Source organism: Shigella sp. SIG6 (assembly GCF_053555815.1).
In genome coordinates this window covers 1-19,341 of record NZ_JBQZXC010000031.1, presented here as the reverse complement: position 1 = coordinate 19,341, position 19,341 = coordinate 1, and the positions used below count along the sequence as shown (strand labels likewise).

Sequence of the window (19,341 nt, the reverse complement as noted above, 5' to 3'; positions counted from 1 at the left end):
ATTATCCCCGAATATCATTTATAAATTGACGTAACACGTTCTCTTTATCGAGCGTGCGTTCGGCATATTCACGTGCCACCGTGTTATGTTTGGGCAGCAGGAGCGCCTGACGAATCCCCGCCACCAGCGCCTCGACCGATTCCGGTTCTACGCAAACCGCAATACCCGGAAAGGTTTCGCAAAGCTGCCCCAGTTCTGTGTGGGCCTCTGCGGTAATCACCGCGTTACCGCCTACCGCCAGAATATTGGTCAGTTTCGACGGCAATACGGCATCTGCCGCGCCGCGTTTTTGCACCACCAGATGGCAATCGCCCATCTTCAGCAGTGCGGGTAAAGCGTCATACGATTGCAGCGGGAAAAATTGCATGTTGCGCAGTCCACGCTGCTGCGCCATTTTTTCCAGCCGCGCTTTGCCGCCGCCCTGCCCGACAATGGCAAAAATCAGCGGTTCATCGCGCAGGAGATCGGCAGCTTCAATAACGTTTTCCAGCCCCTGCTTTTCACCAATATTGCCGGAGTAAAGAATGATTTTTTTGTTATCCGGCAGGCCAAGCTGGTTACGAAGGGCATCAACATCGGCGTCTGCAACATGCTGAAAACGGGCAATTTCCGACCAGTTGGGGAAGAAGATGACGTTATCCGCCGCCACGCCTTTTTCGATGGCTTTATTCATCATCGAACGCGAAATCGTGGAAACGTTATCGACGTTATGCAGTCCGCTACGTTCGAACGCCGTTGCCAGCTGTGCCACTTTGCCGCCTTTGCCTTTTCCGGCAAGGCCCAGCCCCAGCATGGCGTCCACTTCGTAATCCTGAATATGCAGCACGGTACGCGCACCAGAGAGCTTCGCCAGCAGGCGCATTCCCGGCGTGCAAAACAGCGTTGGCACTACGCCAATAATGCGATCCGGCTTCCAGCGACGTTGCGCCATCAGTGGAAAGAAACTGCTGACGGCAAAACTGCCGAGATGCAACAAGCGTTTCAGGGTGCTCGGCTGTTTTGGCACGTACAGCGGGCAGCGCCACACCGTGGCGGCCCCTTCTTCTCGTTTGTAGCGCCAGGCGGAATAGTTCTCACCCACCTGCCATTGCGGGTAGTAAGGCGGTGCGGTAATGACCCGCACCTCATGACCTTGTACCGCCAGCCATTCCACCATCTCGCCGGTGTATTTGCCGATGCCGGTTAACTCCGGCGAGTAGTTAATGCCGTAGACCAGTATTTTCATAATCCGGGTACTCCGGCACGCTTCTCAGCGAGAAAATAGGCGCGGCTGTTAGCGTGAACATCGTTACTGGCGAGCAGCGCGTCCGGCGTCAGCCAGCGGTAATCGTCATGCTGCTCATCCGGCAGTAACAGCTCTTCTTCCGCTACTCTGAAGCGAAAACCGAGCACCACATAGTGAGTGGTGAAATCCGTGCCGGAGAAGTTATCGTCATAAAAATGCTGCCAGACACCGTAAAACTGGCCTGCTGTTATCGGCAGACGCAGCCCCAGTTCCGCCATCGTCAGCCGCTCAAATGCGGCTTCCAGCGTTTCGTCTTTCTGCACGCGCCCTCCCGGCACAAACCAGTAACCCTGCGCCGGGCGGTTGGTTCTTTTGCCAAGCAGAAACTCGCCGCGACTGTTCTCGACAATAAAGTCGAGAGAGACAAGCGGTGTGGAGCGCACTACAGTGGCAAAGTCTTCCTGACGTAAAAACATCATTCCCCCCGAAAGCGGTCTTGATTCTCAAGGAACCACTGGTAAGTGCTGGCAAGCCCCGCTTCCAGTGAGATTTCGTGATACCAGCCAAGCTGATGCAGGCGCGTCACATCCAGCAGTTTGCGCGGCGTACCATCCGGTTTGCTGGCATCAAAAACCACCCGACCTTTGTAACCCACCACTTTGGCGATGGTTTGCGCCAGCTCGCAGATAGTGCAGTCAACGCCCGTGCCGACGTTAATGTGCGACAGCATCGGTTGGGTATTCTCCAGCCAGACTTCATGCGCCAGCTCCATGACATGAATGCTCGCCGCCGCCATATCATCGACGTGCAGGAATTCACGCATCGGTGTACCGCTGCCCCATACCACCACGTCCGGCGCATTCTGTGCCGTCGCCTCGTGGAAGCGACGCAGCAATGCTGGTATCACATGGGAGTTACTCGGGTGGAAGTTGTCATGCGGCCCGTACAGGTTGGTCGGCATGACAGAGCGGTAATCGCGTCCATACTGGCGGTTGTAAGATTCGCACAGTTTGATCCCGGCGATTTTGGCAATGGCGTAAGGCTCGTTGGTCGGCTCCAGCGTGCCCTGCAATAACTCGCTTTCTGCCATCGGCTGTTTTGCCAGTTTCGGGTAGATGCAGGACGATCCGAGAAACATCAGTTTGTTCACGTCGTTCTGATGCGCGGCGTGAATGATGTTGCTCTCAATCATCATGTTCTGGTAGATGAAATCCGCCGGATAGGTGTTGTTGGCAACAATGCCGCCCACTTTCGCCGCCGCCAGATAGACCTGGTCAATGCGTTCGCTGGCAAAGAAATCATGCACGGCGCGGCTGTCCAGCAGGTTCAATTCATCGCGGGTACGTAATACCAGCTCCACATCACCGCGCTGTTCGAGCTGCCGCTTGATGGCAGAACCGACCATCCCACAATGGCCAGCGATAAAAATGCGTTGTTTACTCATGCTTATGACTCCAGCGCGATCGCCACGTCGTAGCCGTGAGATTTCAGCAGAGAGTGTTTTTTCGCCGCTTCGAGGTCATTAGCCACCATTTCAGACACCATCTCTCTGAGGGTGATTTCCGGTTTCCAGCCCAGTTTTTCGTGCGCTTTGGTCGGGTCGCCGAGCAGCGTTTCAACTTCTGCCGGACGGAAGTAACGCGGATCAACGGCGATAATCACATCACCCGGTTTAACGCCCGGCGCGTCATGCCCGGTGACGGAAACCACAATGCCCTTCTCTTCAACACCCGTGCCTTCAAAGCGCAGTTTGATGCCCAGCTGTGCTGCCGCCATTTCCACAAACTGACGTACGGAGTACTGAACGCCGGTCGCGATAACGAAATCTTCCGGCTGTTCCTGTTGCAGCATCATCCACTGCATTTTTACGTAGTCTTTGGCGTGGCCCCAGTCACGCAGGGAATCCATATTGCCGAGGTACAGGCACGACTCCAGCCCCTGGGCGATGTTGGCGATTGCGCGGGTGATTTTGCGGGTAACGAAGGTTTCGCCGCGGCGCGGGGATTCATGGTTGAAGAGAATTCCGTTACAAGCGTACATGCCGTAGGATTCGCGGTAGTTAACGGTGATCCAGTAGGCGTACAGTTTGGCGACCGCATACGGAGATCGCGGGTAGAACGGCGTGGTTTCTTTCTGCGGAATTTCCTGCACCAGACCATACAGTTCAGAGGTGGAAGCCTGATAGAAACGAGTTTTCTTTTCCAGACCGAGGAAGCGGATCGCCTCCAGCAGGCGCAGCGTACCCATCGCGTCGACGTCAGCGGTATATTCTGGTGACTCAAAAGAGACCGCAACGTGGCTCATTGCGCCCAGGTTGTACACTTCATCCGGCTGTACTTCACGCAAAATGCGCGTCAGGTTAGAGGTATCACTCAGGTCGCCATAATGCAGATGGAATTTCGGGTTGCAGGTGTGCGGATCCTGATAAATGTGATCCACGCGCTCGGTGTTGAATGACGATGCGCGACGCTTAATACCATGCACCTCGTAACCTTTTTCCAGCAGAAACTCTGCCAGGTAAGAACCGTCTTGTCCGGTTACACCGGTGATGAGAGCGACTTTTGACATGTCTTATTCCTCTGTATTTTTGAATTTATTCAGTTTCAACGCGTTCGCGTATCACCACTGCGGGATTCCCCCGGCAAACCACATTTGCCGGAAGCGATTTAAAAACACTGCTTCGTGCACCCACGACGGTGCCGTCGCCGATTGTGACGCCTGGGGCAACAAAGACATCGGTTGCCAGCCAGCATTTCTCGCCAATCACAATAGGCGTGGCGTTAATGGTGAAATGTTGACTTGCATGGTCGTGGCTACCGGTGCATAAATAACTTTTTTGCGATATCACCGAATGTGCGCCAATGGTTATTTCACCGAGGGTATATAAATTGACGTCATCGCCGACCCACGCGTAATCACCTAAGATTAATTTCCACGGATAGGTAATTTTTACTGACGGACGAATAACTACGTTTTTTCCTATTTTTGCTCCGAATAAACGTAATAAAAAAGCCCGCCAGCGATACAATACTTGTGGCGACCAGGCAAATATTGTTGCCTGTACTGCCCACCATAATTGCACTTTAATAGCATTGCCGCCCCGGAACCCTTTCGGCACCGAGAAACCGCTTAAATCTTGCATTGGTTTTCCTTATATTCAGACTTTGTTATATAAGGCTTTAGTCTTACCTGTCGTACGTTGGCGTAAATGCCAGGATAATTCTGCCCAGAAGCCAGGTACATGTAAGATCTGCCGTTGGACTTTTTTGGCGTCAGCACACAATTCCATATTATTGGTGGTTGATACCCCACCCATAGAAAATTCAGACACCAGGCCATTGAGTTTTTTAAATGCATAACCGGCTTTATACATTTTAGCTGCCAGCGCGTAATCAGAAGAAACTTTATATTCCAGGTCATAACGCCATTTTTTCAAGCCGGATACCGGGAAAAATATCGCCTGATGGCTGGCGGGCAGGCTGTGATAAATATACCAGCCCGGTTTGGCGCTACGTTTAATTTTATGCCCGTCGCCAAAATCCAGCAGCGCATCGCCAGTGATCATCACGTTATCTTTTTGCATTTTTAACTTACGGACAAAATTTGCGGCATCCTGATGAAAAATATCGCCCGAGTTGAGAAACAACGCGAACTTGCCTTGTGCCATCGCAATGCCCTTGTTCATGGCGTCGTAGATACCGTTATCTGGCTCGCTGACAAAGCGTAGGTTATAGATACCATTGAGATTTTCCAGATACTCACGGGTAGGGTCGTTGGAACCGCCATCGACAACAATCCATTCGAAGCTGATATCGTCCGCCTGCGCCAGATGCACCAGCGAGGCATGTGTTTTGACTATCCCTTCGAGGTTACGAAACGCGACAGTGATTATGCTAAGCAACATGTTCTTATTCTTACCTCGTAATATTTAACGCTTTTCGCAAAATAAACGGACAGACGATTAAAAATGCATATTCCGGGCTAAATATCGAACCGGTAAAAAACAGCGATACCGGAGTAAAAAGATATAATTGCACGCGAAAATTGCGGTTATCACCAAAAGCGTTGATCATCATTTTTATCACTTTCCCCATGTACCACAGCGATAAAAACACCGCGAACCAGGGAAAATAAATAATCAGCAGATACAAACCATTGTCTATGGTTTTTCCGACATCCGCACCGTTAAATATTCCGAATGATGCAACATATTCATAAAGTGAGCCAAATCTGACTACACCGTCAATATGGGTCAAAGAATAACCGACCATCACCAGCGGACCGACAATACGATAATACGATGACGATCCTTCCGTACCTAAATCGCCCAGACGGGTGGAAATATAAGGAAACGCGATTACCACACCAACCAGGAATACAGCCAGAGAAATCAATGCTAACGGTAATTTTTTCTTAATCGCCTCTTTATTCAGATATTGAAATGCCCACTCCAGCAAATAAAACAGGATAAAGGTCATAACCCCTGAAAACGATCCGGATAATATTATCCCTGCGAGAATCATAGCATCTGTTTTAGGCGTTTTGATACCAAACTGTTTGATGCTGAGCCAAATTGAGATTAATGCCAGAGCGAAAAATGCCGGTTCGAAATAAAGTGCTGTCGTGCGCTTGCCGCCGAATTTAATGAAATTCAGCACATAGCTGTTGCTGTAAATCAGATATTTCGAAATCGACTCCATAATACTGCTGCCACCGGTGAGGATAATTTGCGCCATCTCCACCGCCGCCAGCGCCACCACCAGTCCGACCACCAGATAAAAGAAACGTAATATCTTACGATGGTTGTGTGGCGAAATTGTTTTAAAACGAATACTCCACACCATGCCAATAATGATCACAATATAGACAAACAGCATAGTTGAAGTGACGTATTTACCGGCATCCAACGACTGACCAAACAGGTAGTTAAACGCCGTGAGTCCCGCGCCAATCCCTAAGGCAATCATCAATTTTTTAATGCTGATGCGTTCTAAAAACAGCAGTAACAAGACAGGTAAAAAAGTGACGATGGTGATGGGGAAACTTTCGCCAAGCTGGGCGATTTTGACGTTAACCAGCAGGTAGAACAGTGGCAGCAGCAGGTAGCTACAGATTCTGATAGAAGTTGACATACTCCTCCAGCATCTGTTGTCCACTGTAGGCGGCGCGACTGCGTTGGCTGAACTCAGCCAGCGTGGTACCAAATATCGCCTGCGCGATTTCCGGTTTGCTTAACTGTACCAGTTGCAGCACCTCTTCTTCACTGACGGTTTTACCACCGGATTTTTGCAGCACTTCCCGCGCCGCATCGCTATGGGTGGCAATCACCGGCACGCCAATCGATAGCGCCTCACACAAAATCAGCGGGTAGTTATCGACACGAGAACTGAACACCAGCGCATCCATCTGATTGAGCGCGCTCATCAACTTGCGCTTGTCAGTTTCAAAGCCGTGATTAACCACGTTGCCAGCGGTGAACGGCGAGAACTTACCAAAGGTATGCAGTTCGATTTTGTCGCCCAGCGCCATCATCTCACGCACCAGTTGCTGGTTAGTTTTGCCGTCGTAACGCAGGTCATGCGCCACCACCGCGATTTTCGGCTTGCCCTGAGTTTCGCGCACCGGAGGCAGATCTGCCAGAATCGCTTCGGTTGCCATATCAATGCCATTATTGATAATCCGGCAACGCCCTGGCCCGTACAGACTATTGAAAGCGTCAGCCACATGCTGGCTGGGGGAAATAAACTGACAGCCCAGCGCCAGCATCTCGCGGAATAACTGGCGTTTGCCCGCCACCAGCTGGTGCGCGCGATCAATCTTCACCGGCGGATAGTTATTTAAGGTCGGGCATTTCTGGCAGCCCGTTTTCCAGCCTTCGCAACCGTCGGTAAAGGCGCAGCGTCCGGTTACACTCCAGTGGTCGTGCAGCGTCCAGACCAGGGTGACATCCGGTTTATGGTTTTTCACTTTTTCGCAAAAGCGCACCACGCTGTTAAGATTCAACCAGTAGCTGTGCAGCACATAAAAATGCAGGACCACCGGACCCGGTGTGCGAGTAATGGTGCGATATAACTCATTGAAATTGCCGAACAGATCGCGATTAAACAGACGAAACAACGCAATGTTCGCCATCGCGGTCATCCGCGGCGTATGTTTGATGACCTGCGGATAGTTCTGATGGCTGACGCTCTCTTTGCCGCCTTTGCCGTAGCCGTAGCCGTAGACAAAATGTGACGCCAGCCCCTGTTGCAGCGCACGCTGGTGGAGATCTAACGCCACACCTGCTGCCCCGCCTTCCGCCAGTCGCACATTAAATTGCAGAATATTCATTTAATTACCTTCACTCACGCTTTTTCTCCCACTACCAGCGCGTTGTCCGGGACAGAGTCGAGCACCATGCTGCCCGCACCCACGGTGACGTTGTTACCAAGCGTGATATCACCAAGAATAATGACGTTGGCACCGAGTTCGACGCCGTTGCCAATGTGTGGACATGCCATGTTATCGGCACCCCGATTGCCGATAGTGACGCCGTGGCGAATGGTGAAATCATCCCCCGCCACCACGTTTTTATTGATCACTACGGCGTAACCGTGATGGATAGTAAAGCGGCGGCCAATGGTCGCGGCGGCCTGGATTTCATAACCGAAAAAGCATTCGGTGATAATGCGATACAGCACCAGCAGCGGGGCCGCCCACAGATTGTTGAGGACGTTCTTTTTGCGCCACACCGAACAAAAATGAGCGACGCGATAGGCAAGTACCATGCAGCACGGGCGTAAACTCCAGCTGTTGGCGCGCAGATCTTCCAGCATCTTTAGCGCCCCCGAATACCATCAGCCAGACGTTTGCCGTTACGCACCGACAGCAGCGTCAACAAGGTGCGCCAGGTCATACGTTTATTGCGGATCTGGTAGAGGGTAAACAGCTGATATTTTTTACTGGCGCGGTCGAATTTGTCTTTGTGCTTGCGGTAAAAGTGGAAGTATCCGGAGAATTTTTTCGGTGACGAGGTGATCTGCATTTCGCCGTGATTGATATGCAGGATCTGCGTCGCCTCTTCCACTTTCCACGGTTCGCCGTACTCCACCACCATCCGCAGGAATATGTCGTAATCCTGTGCTGCTTTCAGTTCGGTATCGAACAAACACTCTTTGAAACGCCATGCCCAGGTAAAGACCTGATTGCCAATGATATTGCGTTTATAGAACAGGCGGCGTGAGTACGGCGATTTGGGATACAGTGGTAAGCTCGCCGGTTGGGAATAAACATCTCCCTGGCAAACGTAGTCGTTAGCGTACAAAAAGGCGTGTGTGACCAGTTGCTGTTTATGGGCGAGGAAGACGCTCAGGCGGTTGGGCGTCCATTCATCATCATCATCGATCCCGGTGATGTATTCCCCTTGCGCCAGCATAATCGCCTGGTTACGCACCGCGCACGCCCCGCTGTTAATGTCGTTGTGGATGTAAGTGATACGCGGATCGTTGAGGGCAGTGACGTACTGTTGCAGTTGTTCCCAGGAGGTGGAGCAATCATCCACGATGATCATCTCCCAGTTGCTGTAGTCCTGGCGCAGGACCGATTTTATCGCCCGAATCGCCAGTTGTTGGCGGTTCCAGGTTGGCATATAGATTGAGATCAGCGGATTGTCTTTCATAGGTTGTTCTCCCGGCTTATGAGCTGGTTTGCTTGCCGGATGCGGCGTGAGCGCCTTATCCGGCCTACGGGGCGGTGCGAATGCAGGCGTCGTTATTTCGCATCCGACTTATATTCGTATTCGTAATAGCCATAATCCTGATACGCGCTGGCGCGGCGGAAGATGGAGTTCAGAATCACCCCTTTCACCGGAATACCGTTTTGCTCAAAGCGGCTCAGACTGGTTTCCACTTCTTTCAATGTGTTGACCGCATAACGCGCCACCATTAACGTGGTTCCGACATGACGACCAACAATTGCCGCATCGGTCACTGCCAGAATCGGCGGCGTATCAATCAACACCAGGTCATAGTTTTTACTCGCCCAGTTCACCAGTTCGGCAAAGCGTTCGCTCATTAACAGTTCAGAAGGATTTGGCGGCACCTGACCGCGCGGGATCAGGTCAAATTTGGCAATAGAGGTCGGTTTAGCAGCGGTAGTAATATCGCCCTGACCAATCAGAATCTCCGACAGCCCATTGACATTATTGGTGCCCAACAGCTCGTGGGTGTAGCCTTTGCGCATATCGCAGTCGATCAACAACACGTGTTTATTGGTCTGGCTGATCACCGCCGCCAGGTTGGCGCAGACAAAGGTTTTACCGATTGACGGGCTAACCCCGGTCATCATCAACACATTGTTCTGCGCCTGCATCATCGCGAAGTGCAGACTGGTACGCAGACTACGGATGGCTTCAATCGCCAGATCGGTTGGATTCCCCACTGCCAGTAGCTGGCTCTGTTTATAGCGTTTAACCCCTTTGATGGTTTTGACGCTATCGCGCGCTTTCTGCCACTCCGACAGCGGGATGCTGGCATAGACGCTGATTCCGTGTTCTTCCAGCACTTGCGGGCTTTCGATGCCGCGATTAAACAACGAGCGCAGCAGCACACCCACGATAGAGAGCATCAGGCCAAGGATAATCGCGCCGAGGATAATCAGCCCTTTCTTCGGTTTTAGCACGCCAGGCTGGGTGATTGCCGGGTCAATAATGCGCACATCGCCGACGGTGCTGGCTTCGGTGATTTTCAGCTCCTGCTCTTTATTCAGCAGTTGCATATAGACCTGCTGACCAGACTCGACATCGCGGGTCAGACGGACAATTTCCTGCTGGGTTTTCGGCATCGCCGTTACGCGACCGTTAAGTTTGGCTTTCTCTTCTTCCAGCGCCTGACGTTTCTCCAGCAGCGTGCGGTACGCCGGGTGAACTTTGGTGTACAGCTTGGAGATTTCCGCCTCTTTAAAGGTCAGTTCGTTCAACTGCGCGTCGATGTTCACCATCGAATCGAGCACCGCTTTCGCTTCAAGCGGCAGATCAACAGAATCTTTATCCTGACGGAAGGCATTCAGTTTGTTTTCGGCAACATCGAGGCGGCTACGTACTTCCGGTAACTGTTGCGCGAGGAAAGCGAGGCTTTTCGACGCTTCCGCCGATTTGCGCTCAATATTTTGTTCCTGATAGTTACGAGCGATGCTGTTAAGAATGTCGCGGATCTGTTCGCGATCTTCACCGGTATAAGTCAGGCTCAGTACGCCTGCGTCTTTGCCGTTCTCCGTTACCGTCAGGCTGTTTTGCAGTTGGTTGATCATCCCCAACGTGGAGTATTTGGTGACGGTAAACTCACTGCCCGGGCGGGCGTGAATGGCTTCAACCATCAGCGTGACGCCTTCTTTTTTCAGCATCTGGCCCGCTTGCCCACGGGCGCTAAAGCCGCCATCACTGCTCAGGGTGTAGTTTTTGTCATCCAGCACATTAAGCGTAAACACCTGATCCGCCATCTCTTTCGGGCGGTTAAAGGTAGTCACTTTCACCGTCTCGTTCTGACGCCCCATCAGGCGATCCCAGCCCGCCCCGAAAATCGGGAACGTGTTTTTGCTCACCGCAATATCGAGGTCGAGATCGTCCACCGTTTTACCAAGCACCAGACGCGAACGAATCAACTGGATCTCGGCGTCCGATGCAGGCGGTTTGTTGGCTAATGCCGAGCCGATATCCTGCACCAGCGAATTGCCGCTGTTTTGCTCGATTTGTACCAGTGCGTCGGCACTATAAATCGGCGTGGCGAAGAAAGTGTAAACCACGGCACAGAGGGCAAATACGGCGGTGATGCCAATCACCCACCAGCGCGCTTCAATGACGGTGCCGACCAGGCGACCAATATCGATTTCATCACTGCCCGTTACCGGAGCGGCATGTTGTTTTACTTTTTCTGTCATTCTTATACCTGCTCTGCGTTCAATGCCTGCGCCCACTGGCGGGCAGACCGTTCAAGTAATGTGTACACCGCTGCAAACGTTTCCCGGCTTTTGCGATACGGATCGGGGATTTCACATTCGTTATCCCAGTGACCAAACAGCATCACTTTGCCGCGCATCTCCGGTGCCATCTCGCATAAGCGTTCGATATGGCGCTTATCCATGGTCAAAATCAGGTCATAGTTGCGACACAGGCGGCGGCTGATTTGTCGTGCACAGTGGCCTTCCAGAGACAGTTGATGTTCTGCGGCGACGCTGATAGCGGTAGGATCAGCGCCCTTACCGACCAGCGCGCCGAGTCCAGCGGACTCCACTTTCAGTTCCGGGTGATAACGTTGCAGTAAGCGTTCCGCCATCGGGGAACGGCAAATATTGCCGACACAGACAACTAAGATGTTGTTAAACATGACGATTACCAGTTATGAATGTCGCTGGCTGTATCCGTCATGTAACGGACACCGCTAATAGTTGGCAGCAACTGATTGATCAGACGGTTCCAGCGGGAAACCGGGGCGGTGGTGACATACACCACGTCATAAGGTTGCAGGCGGAATTCTGTCGCCATCACCAGCGACGTCGCATCGGACATATCCAGCTGGTAGATATTGGCAATCTTGCCGTTACGCCCGCCCTCGCCTTTCAGCGGACGAATGACAAAGATGCCGCTGGCGTTGGAGGTGGTCATGTCGATACCTTCGGCATTGCCCAGAGCTTCAGTCAGGGTCATGCCGCTAAAGTCCATTTTCAGGGTGCTCTGTTTCTTCACTTCACCCATCACAAATACTTTCAGATCATCATTACGCGGCACGTAGAGAATATCGCCGGGATAAAGCAGTCGGTTCTGATTGAGGTCGCCGTTTTGCATCAGCGCCTGTAAAGAAATGCGTTCTTCACGACCATTGTGTGTTAGCACCACGTTGCGCCAGTCAGCGGTGTCGGTCAGGCCACCTGCGGCGTTGATGGCGTCGAGAATGGTCAGTGGTACGTTGGTGATCGCCTGTTGACCGGATTTATTCACCTGACCTGAGATATAGGCCTTTTGTGAGCGGAAGGCGGCGATATTAACGTCCACCTGCGGGTCAGCGATGTACGTCGCTAAGCGCCCGGTAATATCACTGCGGATTTCAGCGAGCGTTTTCCCGACTACGTGAACCTTGCCGATATACGGGTAAAACATAGTGCCGTCAGGCTGTACCCAGTTGCCGGTGTCGCTGGAGCTGCGGTACTGACCAGCTGGCGTGGTGAGTTCCGGGTGATCCCAGACGGTGACATTAAGAACGTCCCCCGGCCCGACGCGATACTGGTAATTCGCGATCTCGCTTTCCAGCGTCATATTGGGGCGCGCTACATTCGGGCGTGGGCGTAATTGGTCAATCAGGCGCGGGGTCAGCGGATAAACATTCACCATTTTGTCGAGATCGAAATCAGCGTCCTGCTGTTTGATGACGTCTTTGCCCATCGTCGACATATTGCTGCCCGGAAGTACTGTGCAACCGCTTATCAAGGTTACTGACACCAATAATGGCATCAATTTCATTTTGGATTTCATCATTGTTTATTTATCACTTTGGCAGAGTAATTATCCTGTGCACTATTAATAGCAATGTCGCCATGCACATTTACCTTGCGGTTAATTGAATAAAAATTTAACTGGCATCAGTCCTAAAAAAATTGATTTCATCCGCAGGCTATTGACAGAATAATTCAGACTGGTCTTTCAGGCATCCAGACACGCTACCGCCCCTGGCTTTTTAGCTACCAATACACTGATTGAGCTTAATTTTTCAAACCCTCTCTGCATACAATCGTTGATGAGAAAGGGTTATTGCGGAAATTAACTTCCGAATATAAGGTGACATTATGGTAATTGAATATTGGCTCGCCAATAATGCAGGAGGAAGTGTTACAGCTAACGGAATAGCAGGCAAGGTAACAATTCGGCAATTGGCTATTTTTAAGAGTTATATTAAGTGTCATTCAATATGGTTTTTAGGAGTTTCTTTAGGTTGACAATATTTAATATTGCGTCTCCACATGCGATATTTCTTAAATAATGTTTTATTATTACCGTTTTTAATTCAGGGATAATGTGAGGTTATTACCCTCAAATAATATGAGATAAATAGTGCTGCAACATTGCATTTTTGCCCCGATTTATCCATGATCGAATTGTGACATTTGTCATACAACGAATAGGTTTTGTACTTACTATGGAATGGATTGCCGATCCGTCTATCTGGGCCGGGTTAATCACGCTGATTGTGATCGAACTGGTCCTCGGCATTGATAACCTGGTCTTTATTGCCATCCTCGCCGAAAAACTACCGCCGAAGCAGCGCGACCGCGCACGGGTTACCGGGCTGCTGCTGGCGATGTTAATGCGCCTGTTACTGCTGGCGTCAATCTCCTGGCTGGTCACCCTGACTCAACCGCTGTTCAGCTTCCGCTCGTTTACCTTTAGCGCCCGCGACTTAATCATGCTGTTTGGTGGTTTCTTCCTGTTGTTCAAAGCCACGATGGAGCTGAACGAACGGCTGGAAGGGAAAGACAGCAATAATCCCACACAACGCAAAGGTGCGAAGTTCTGGGGCGTGGTGACGCAAATTGTGGTACTGGACGCCATTTTCTCACTCGACTCAGTGATTACCGCCGTCGGGATGGTCGACCATTTACTGGTCATGATGGCCGCCGTGGTTATCGCTATCAGCCTGATGTTGATGGCCAGCAAGCCGTTAACGCAATTTGTTAACAGTCACCCGACCATCGTTATTCTCTGCTTAAGCTTCCTGTTGATGATTGGCTTTAGCTTGGTGGCAGAAGGTTTCGGCTTCGTCATTCCGAAAGGCTACCTGTACGCTGCCATTGGTTTCTCGGTGATGATCGAGGCACTCAATCAGTTGGCTATCTTTAACCGGCGACGTTTTCTTTCCGCTAATCAGACGCTACGCCAGCGGACTACCGAAGCGGTAATGCGCCTGCTTAGCGGGCAAAAAGAAGATGCGGAACTGGACGCCGAAACCGCGTCCATGCTGGTGGATCATGGAAACCAGCAGATCTTTAATCCGCAGGAACGGCGGATGATTGAGCGGGTACTTAATCTTAACCAGCGTACCGTCAGCAGCATTATGACGTCGCGCCACGATATTGAGCATATCGATCTCAACGCGCCGGAAGAAGAAATCCGCCAGTTGCTGGAGCGAAATCAGCATACGCGGCTGGTGGTTACCGACGGTGATGACGCAGAAGATTTGCTCGGTGTTGTTCACGTTATCGACCTGCTACAACAGTCACTGCGCGGCGAACCGCTCAACCTGCGGGTGTTGATTCGCCAGCCGCTGGTGTTCCCGGAAACCTTGCCGTTGTTACCAGCCCTGGAGCAGTTCCGTAATGCCCGCACGCACTTTGCTTTTGTGGTGGATGAGTTTGGCTCGGTGGAAGGGATTGTGACATTAAGTGACGTCACTGAAACCATTGCCGGTAACTTACCGAACGAAGTGGAAGAGATCGACGCCCGCCATGATATTCAGAAGAATGCGGACGGTTCCTGGACGGCGAATGGTCATATGCCGCTGGAGGATCTGGTGCAATATGTGCCGCTGCCGCTGGATGAAAAACGTGAATATCACACCATTGCCGGGCTGTTGATGGAGTATTTGCAGCGTATTCCAAAACCTGGCGAAGAAGTTCAGGTGGGGGATTATTTGCTTAAAACGTTGCAGGTGGAAAGCCATCGCGTGCAGAAGGTGCAGATTATACCGCTGCGTAAGGATGGCGAGATGGAGTACGCGGTGTGATGGTATCGGCCATTTTACCCAATGCTGCGTAACGCCTTATAACTTCAGCAATGAAGCGTTGTCTGTGGTAAACGGACATCACAGCGGGGGTGTGGGTCCGGCTGTAAATCGCCGAATCGTTTCCTGTAGGCTGGGGCAGCCCACATGGATGTGGGCTGAGGGCGCGTTTTACAGGGATGTTACCTCGCGCCCGTACCCGATAGCCGAAAGGAATAAGATGAGGGAACCGCGCCAGCGGCGATTTACCGCCGGGAGCCCGGGTTGCCAGGGTGGTGGAGATTGAGCCACCCTGGCACGTTCACCGGCTTGAGCGTTCCATAGTAGCGAGGAACATCAAGTGAACGGAACAGCCTTCGATCTTACATATTCAGAATATAATAGTGCCGCCGTGAACGCCTGATGCGACGCTTTACGCGTCTTATCAGGCCTACAGGACAGGTCACCTGGTAACCTACATCTTCTCCAGCAACTTCTTCACATCTTTGCCATTGCGGGAATCTTTATTCCGCTCGGCCCAGTCATTCAGGCGACGTTTCGCTTCGTCCTGTAGATGTTTGCGCAGTAACTGATCCACTTGCAGGCTGTAATTGAGTTGCTGCCAGTTGCCATAAACCCGCAGCGGTACTGGCGTTTCTTTGAGGAAATCAATCAGTTTGCTTTCCCCGTTCCAGCCACCCACGACCCGAATATCAAACTGGGTGTCGCAGGTTTGATCTGCCAGATTCAACATGCCTTCCCCTGTCAGCGCCAGCACAGGCGATTGACCTTGCATGTCGTTTAACGTCACGACGCCATCCTTCAACGTCAAATCGGTGGTAAAGCGGTCAAGCCGCGTCACGTTATCGAAGTTTTCAGCGGCCTTCACATCACCGCCATTACGCTCTACCGCTTGCTGAATCATCTGCTGGAAGTTCATCCCTTCCATACGTGTGTCGGTCATCTCAACATGCGCCTGCCCTTGCCAGTTGTGGCGGAATGCGTCGGCATCTATGTCAGCACCGGAGAAATCACCAGCCAGTGACATTTTTCCGGTCAACGAAATCGGATAGTTAAACGCCTTCAGAATGGTACCAATCTCAACGTTCTCCAGCCGTGGCTGGAAGTTTATCCGCGGATTTATTGATGTCGCGTCCAGCGTGCCCGGCAGTGAAACCTTTCCACCGTTAAGCTTGCCCTGCAGTTGAGTAATTTCCAGCAAACCCGACTTGTTGGTCATTTGCGTGGCAACATCTGTAAAATTCATTCCGCGCCAGCGCACGTTACTGGCCTGCAACAAAATATCAGCTGTAAAGCCTTGCAGTCCCTGATAGGCCGGTTCATCAATACGCGAAGAAATGACCGGGCGCGGCAACGTTGATTGGCTCTGCCCCTGCTGCGCGGCACCGTTTTCACCATTCGCGGTTTCATTAAGCGGGATGAGGTTGTCAAGATTCAGTTGCGGGAATTGCAGTCTCAGCTGCCATTCCGGTTTCTCTGTCAGCGTGACCTGTGCTTGCCCGCTCAGCGTACTGTCATTGGCGATCAAACTAATTTGGTTAAATGAAAGGCGTTTATGTGACTCCTGCCACTGGGACTGGAAACTCCCCTGCCCCTGAATACCTTGTTTTGGTAAATCGGCACCCTGCAACTGCCAGTTAATTTGTTCAATAGCCGCTGTTAAATCATGTGGATAATCAGAAGCATCTACCGTACCGTTAAGGGATATCGTGAGATCGCGCTGATCGCGATTAACCCGCCCGGAGAACTCAAATGAGCCACGATGTTGGGGATCTTGTTCCATTTGCAGGCGGATATTGCGGATTGTCACCTGCTCGTCATCTTCATGCTGGAACACCAGAACGCTGTCCGCCACCTTAAGACTGGATATATCAAACGACCATCCGCGATCGTCTGACAGATCCGGCAAGGTATTGTCGCGCGGTGCAACCGGAGCGTCTTCACTGCGCACCGCTTCCGTCTGCGGCGTCAGTTGGATCACTGCCCCTTTTAGCATCACCTGCTTAACGCTCAGTTGATGACTCAGTAGTGGTAAAAGCGCCACGTCCAGACGCATGTTGTCGGCGCGAACCAGTGGCTGGCTTGCGCCCTGGGCGGTGAGAGACATTCGCCCGGAGAGGATACTAAGCTGCGGCCAGACGTGCCAACGCAGTGGCCCGTCGAGCTGCAATTGATAACCGCTACGTGCAGCAACTTGCTTGACCATATAGTCGCGGAAATCATTCGGATTCACCAGCAACACTAACGCAGATAACCCGGCCACCAGCACGACCAGGAGTATCATCAGCGTCGTCAGAAATCGTCTCATGGTATCCTCAATGGGCCTGAATTAGTCTTTATCGATTCGGCTGGCTACCGCGCCCTGCTGGTTGCGATATTTCGCATCTTCACGGCGGTTGTAAGGTCGCGCCGCCGGGCCGGAAAGCGGCTCAAAGCTCAGCGCACCAATTAACATGCCCGGACGCAGCGCCAGCGGCAGCTTACCGGAGTTGTAGAACTCCAGCACAATGCAACCAGACCAGCCCGGATCGATACGGTGCGCGGTGACGTGCACCATCAGCCCCAGACGCGCCAAAGAGGAACGCCCGTCCAGCCAGCCCACCAGATCGGCTGGCAGCGTCACCGACTCCAGCGTCACCGCCAGCGCCAGCTCTCCTGGGTGAAGATAGAACGCCTCGCCCTCGTCGAGAACGATCTCATCGCTCATCACGCGGTCAAGCGCGGCGCTCACTTCATCTTTGGGACCGCTCAGATCGATAAACGCTGCCGTGTGACCACGGAAGGTACGAAATTTATTGCCCAGGCGTACATCCACCGTCGCGCCGTTAATACGCTCCACTGGCGGACGTGGGTTGATCGACAAACGGCCTTCATCAAGCCAGGCTTCAATATCTCGGTCACACAGACGCATGGCATTTTCTCCTTTCGCGCATCACTCCCTTAACGCCAATTACGTCAAGGGCATACCAGCTTATCACTGAACGGTACACAATTTATCAAGCTTATTCAAAGAACTGACTTATTTTCGCTTTCAATATATCGATCGCGATGCGGTTTTTCCCGCCGCGCGGCACGATAATGTCCGCATATTGTTTAGAAGGCTCAATGAATTGCAGGAACATCGGGCGCACGGTTTTTTGATATTGCGCCATCACGGAATCCATTGAACGCCCACGCTCGTTAACGTCACGCTTGATGCGGCGCATCAGGCAGATATCCAGCGGGGTATCAACGAAAATGGAGAAGTTAAGTTCGTCACGCAAACGCGCATCCGTCAGTAACAAAATGCCTTCGAGAATGATGACCTTCTTCGGCTCAACCGTCACCGTTTCTTTCATACGCGTATGTTCAACATAGCTGTAAACCGGCAGGTCAATTGCCGAGCCGCGTTTCAACGCTTGTAAATGCTCAAGCAACAGGCTGTGATCCATCGCGCTGGGATGGTCGTAGTTGGTCTTAACGCGTTCTTCCATCGACAGATGGCTTTGATCTTTGTAATAGCAGTCTTCGGGAATTACGCCGATGTGTTCATCACCGACTTGCTCACGTAATTCACGATAAAGGGTACTGGCAATAAGACTCTTGCCGGAAGCCGATGCGCCAGCGATACCGATAATGACGCACTGATGAGACTGATCAGTCATATATTTAGCGACCTGATTAACCTGGATGTTAGGAAGGGGGCGACGAAGCGCCAAACGCGGCAATTATAGGGATTTCATCCGTCTGATACCAGTCGAATAGCGTTGCCGCGCGCTCAGAGTTAATTGTTGACAAAGAATTCCCGGTGGCAAATTACGTTGATCAGTTTTATGTAAGGTAAAAAATGTTATACGCAGTTGCGCAAATTATCCGCCTTTACGTCACTTTATGAGCAATTCGCATATAAAATGTAAAACTTTTGTACTAGCATAAACACAGAAACGAATACTGGCGACCTGGCCTTGCGGATAAAGCGGTAATAAGCAAACAATCACAGCATGTATTAATTGCCCTGCCCCACCCGCTGCTTCACCTGGTCAGTTTAGGTTTAGTCTCGTTTATCTTTACCCTTGTCTCGCTTGAGCTTTCGCAGTTTGGCACCCAACTCGCCCCACTGTGGTTCCCGACGTCCATCATGATGGTGGCGTTTTATCGCCATGCCGGGCGCATGTGGCCGGGAATTGCGCTGAGCTGTTCGCTGGGAAATATCGCCGCATCCATCCTGCTTTTTTCCACCAGCTCGCTGAACATGACCTGGACGACCATCAATATTGTTGAAGCCGTGGTCGGGGCAGTGCTGCTACGTAAATTGCTGCCGTGGTATAACCCCTTGCAAAATCTGGCTGACTGGCTGCGTCTGGCATTCGGCAGCGCCATTGTTCCGCCTCTGTT

At 51.8% G+C, this 19,341-nt stretch carries 18 protein-coding genes; 2 read left to right on the top strand and 16 right to left on the bottom strand.

What is annotated here, in order from left to right:
- Position 1: 1 nt before the first annotated feature.
- The 13 genes from wcaI to wza all read right to left on the bottom strand — a co-directional run bounded on the left by wcaI (position 2) and on the right by wza (position 12,728).
- Entirely contained in the window at positions 2 to 1,225 is a 1,224-nt protein-coding gene (gene wcaI, locus ACUU1M_RS07795; RefSeq protein WP_000699771.1) for a colanic acid biosynthesis fucosyltransferase WcaI, read from the bottom strand.
- The gene (gmm, locus tag ACUU1M_RS07790) at positions 1,222 to 1,701 is read right to left on the bottom strand and encodes a GDP-mannose mannosyl hydrolase (protein ID WP_000479838.1); all 480 of its coding nucleotides are present in this window, start codon (positions 1,699 to 1,701) and stop codon (positions 1,222 to 1,224) included. The genes wcaI and gmm overlap by 4 nt, the downstream gene beginning before the upstream one ends.
- Positions 1,701 to 2,669 carry a GDP-L-fucose synthase gene (gene fcl / locus ACUU1M_RS07785; RefSeq protein ID WP_000043577.1) on the bottom strand — a complete coding sequence of 323 codons (969 nt, stop codon included), beginning with the start codon at positions 2,667 to 2,669 and terminating at the stop codon, positions 1,701 to 1,703. Before fcl ends, gmm begins: the two co-directional genes overlap by 1 nt.
- Before the next feature lie 2 nt (positions 2,670 to 2,671).
- The gene (gene gmd, locus ACUU1M_RS07780) at positions 2,672 to 3,793 is read right to left on the bottom strand and encodes a GDP-mannose 4,6-dehydratase (protein WP_000048190.1); all 1,122 of its coding nucleotides are present in this window, start codon (positions 3,791 to 3,793) and stop codon (positions 2,672 to 2,674) included.
- 25 nt (positions 3,794 to 3,818) lie between these two features.
- Positions 3,819 to 4,367 (bottom strand): colanic acid biosynthesis acetyltransferase WcaF, encoded by a 549-nt coding sequence (gene wcaF / locus ACUU1M_RS07775; protein WP_001153543.1) that lies wholly within the window; start codon positions 4,365 to 4,367, stop codon positions 3,819 to 3,821.
- 15 nt (positions 4,368 to 4,382) lie between these two features.
- On the bottom strand, positions 4,383 to 5,129 hold the full coding sequence (gene wcaE / locus ACUU1M_RS07770; protein WP_000927098.1) for a colanic acid biosynthesis glycosyltransferase WcaE: 747 nt from the start codon (positions 5,127 to 5,129) through the stop codon (positions 4,383 to 4,385).
- 10 nt (positions 5,130 to 5,139) lie between these two features.
- Positions 5,140 to 6,357, bottom strand: coding sequence for a colanic acid polymerase WcaD (gene wcaD / locus ACUU1M_RS07765; protein WP_152028869.1), 1,218 nt, complete (start codon positions 6,355 to 6,357; stop codon positions 5,140 to 5,142).
- Positions 6,332 to 7,555: a colanic acid biosynthesis glycosyltransferase WcaC gene (wcaC, locus tag ACUU1M_RS07760; RefSeq protein ID WP_449144658.1), complete on the bottom strand. Its 1,224-nt coding sequence runs from the start codon at positions 7,553 to 7,555 to the stop codon at positions 6,332 to 6,334. The genes wcaD and wcaC overlap by 26 nt, the downstream gene beginning before the upstream one ends.
- Positions 7,556 to 7,569: 14 nt before the next feature.
- Positions 7,570 to 8,040 carry a colanic acid biosynthesis acetyltransferase WcaB gene (wcaB, locus tag ACUU1M_RS07755; protein WP_000888738.1) on the bottom strand — a complete coding sequence of 157 codons (471 nt, stop codon included), beginning with the start codon at positions 8,038 to 8,040 and terminating at the stop codon, positions 7,570 to 7,572.
- A gap of 2 nt (positions 8,041 to 8,042) precedes the next feature.
- The gene (gene wcaA, locus ACUU1M_RS07750) at positions 8,043 to 8,882 is read right to left on the bottom strand and encodes a colanic acid biosynthesis glycosyltransferase WcaA (RefSeq protein ID WP_000654498.1); all 840 of its coding nucleotides are present in this window, start codon (positions 8,880 to 8,882) and stop codon (positions 8,043 to 8,045) included.
- A gap of 92 nt (positions 8,883 to 8,974) precedes the next feature.
- Positions 8,975 to 11,137: a tyrosine-protein kinase Wzc gene (gene wzc, locus ACUU1M_RS07745; protein ID WP_000137115.1), complete on the bottom strand. Its 2,163-nt coding sequence runs from the start codon at positions 11,135 to 11,137 to the stop codon at positions 8,975 to 8,977.
- A gap of 2 nt (positions 11,138 to 11,139) precedes the next feature.
- Complete coding sequence (gene wzb / locus ACUU1M_RS07740; protein WP_000482888.1) at positions 11,140 to 11,583, bottom strand: low molecular weight protein-tyrosine-phosphatase Wzb; 444 nt, start codon at positions 11,581 to 11,583, stop codon at positions 11,140 to 11,142.
- A gap of 5 nt (positions 11,584 to 11,588) precedes the next feature.
- The gene (gene wza, locus ACUU1M_RS07735) at positions 11,589 to 12,728 is read right to left on the bottom strand and encodes a polysaccharide export protein Wza (RefSeq protein WP_000978094.1); all 1,140 of its coding nucleotides are present in this window, start codon (positions 12,726 to 12,728) and stop codon (positions 11,589 to 11,591) included.
- A gap of 658 nt (positions 12,729 to 13,386) precedes the next feature.
- Here wza and ACUU1M_RS07730 point away from each other — a divergent pair.
- Entirely contained in the window at positions 13,387 to 14,970 is a 1,584-nt protein-coding gene (locus ACUU1M_RS07730; RefSeq protein ID WP_005075687.1) for a TerC family protein, read from the top strand.
- Positions 14,971 to 15,421: 451 nt separating this feature from the next.
- Here the strand turns inward: ACUU1M_RS07730 and asmA are convergent, their stop codons facing one another.
- The 3 genes from asmA to udk form a co-directional block, all read right to left on the bottom strand.
- Entirely contained in the window at positions 15,422 to 17,275 is a 1,854-nt protein-coding gene (gene asmA / locus ACUU1M_RS07725; RefSeq protein ID WP_001252353.1) for an outer membrane assembly protein AsmA, read from the bottom strand.
- Between the two features lie 21 nt (positions 17,276 to 17,296).
- Complete coding sequence (dcd, locus tag ACUU1M_RS07720; protein ID WP_001234767.1) at positions 17,297 to 17,878, bottom strand: dCTP deaminase; 582 nt, start codon at positions 17,876 to 17,878, stop codon at positions 17,297 to 17,299.
- 91 nt (positions 17,879 to 17,969) lie between these two features.
- Positions 17,970 to 18,611, bottom strand: a complete 642-nt coding sequence (udk, locus tag ACUU1M_RS07715) for a uridine kinase (protein ID WP_001295424.1) — start codon at positions 18,609 to 18,611, stop codon at positions 17,970 to 17,972.
- Positions 18,612 to 18,928: 317 nt separating this feature from the next.
- On the opposite strand from udk, the gene ACUU1M_RS07710 reads away from it, so the two are divergent.
- On the top strand, positions 18,929 to 19,341 hold a 413-nt coding region (locus ACUU1M_RS07710), incomplete at its 3' end, for an MASE1 domain-containing protein (RefSeq protein WP_449144659.1).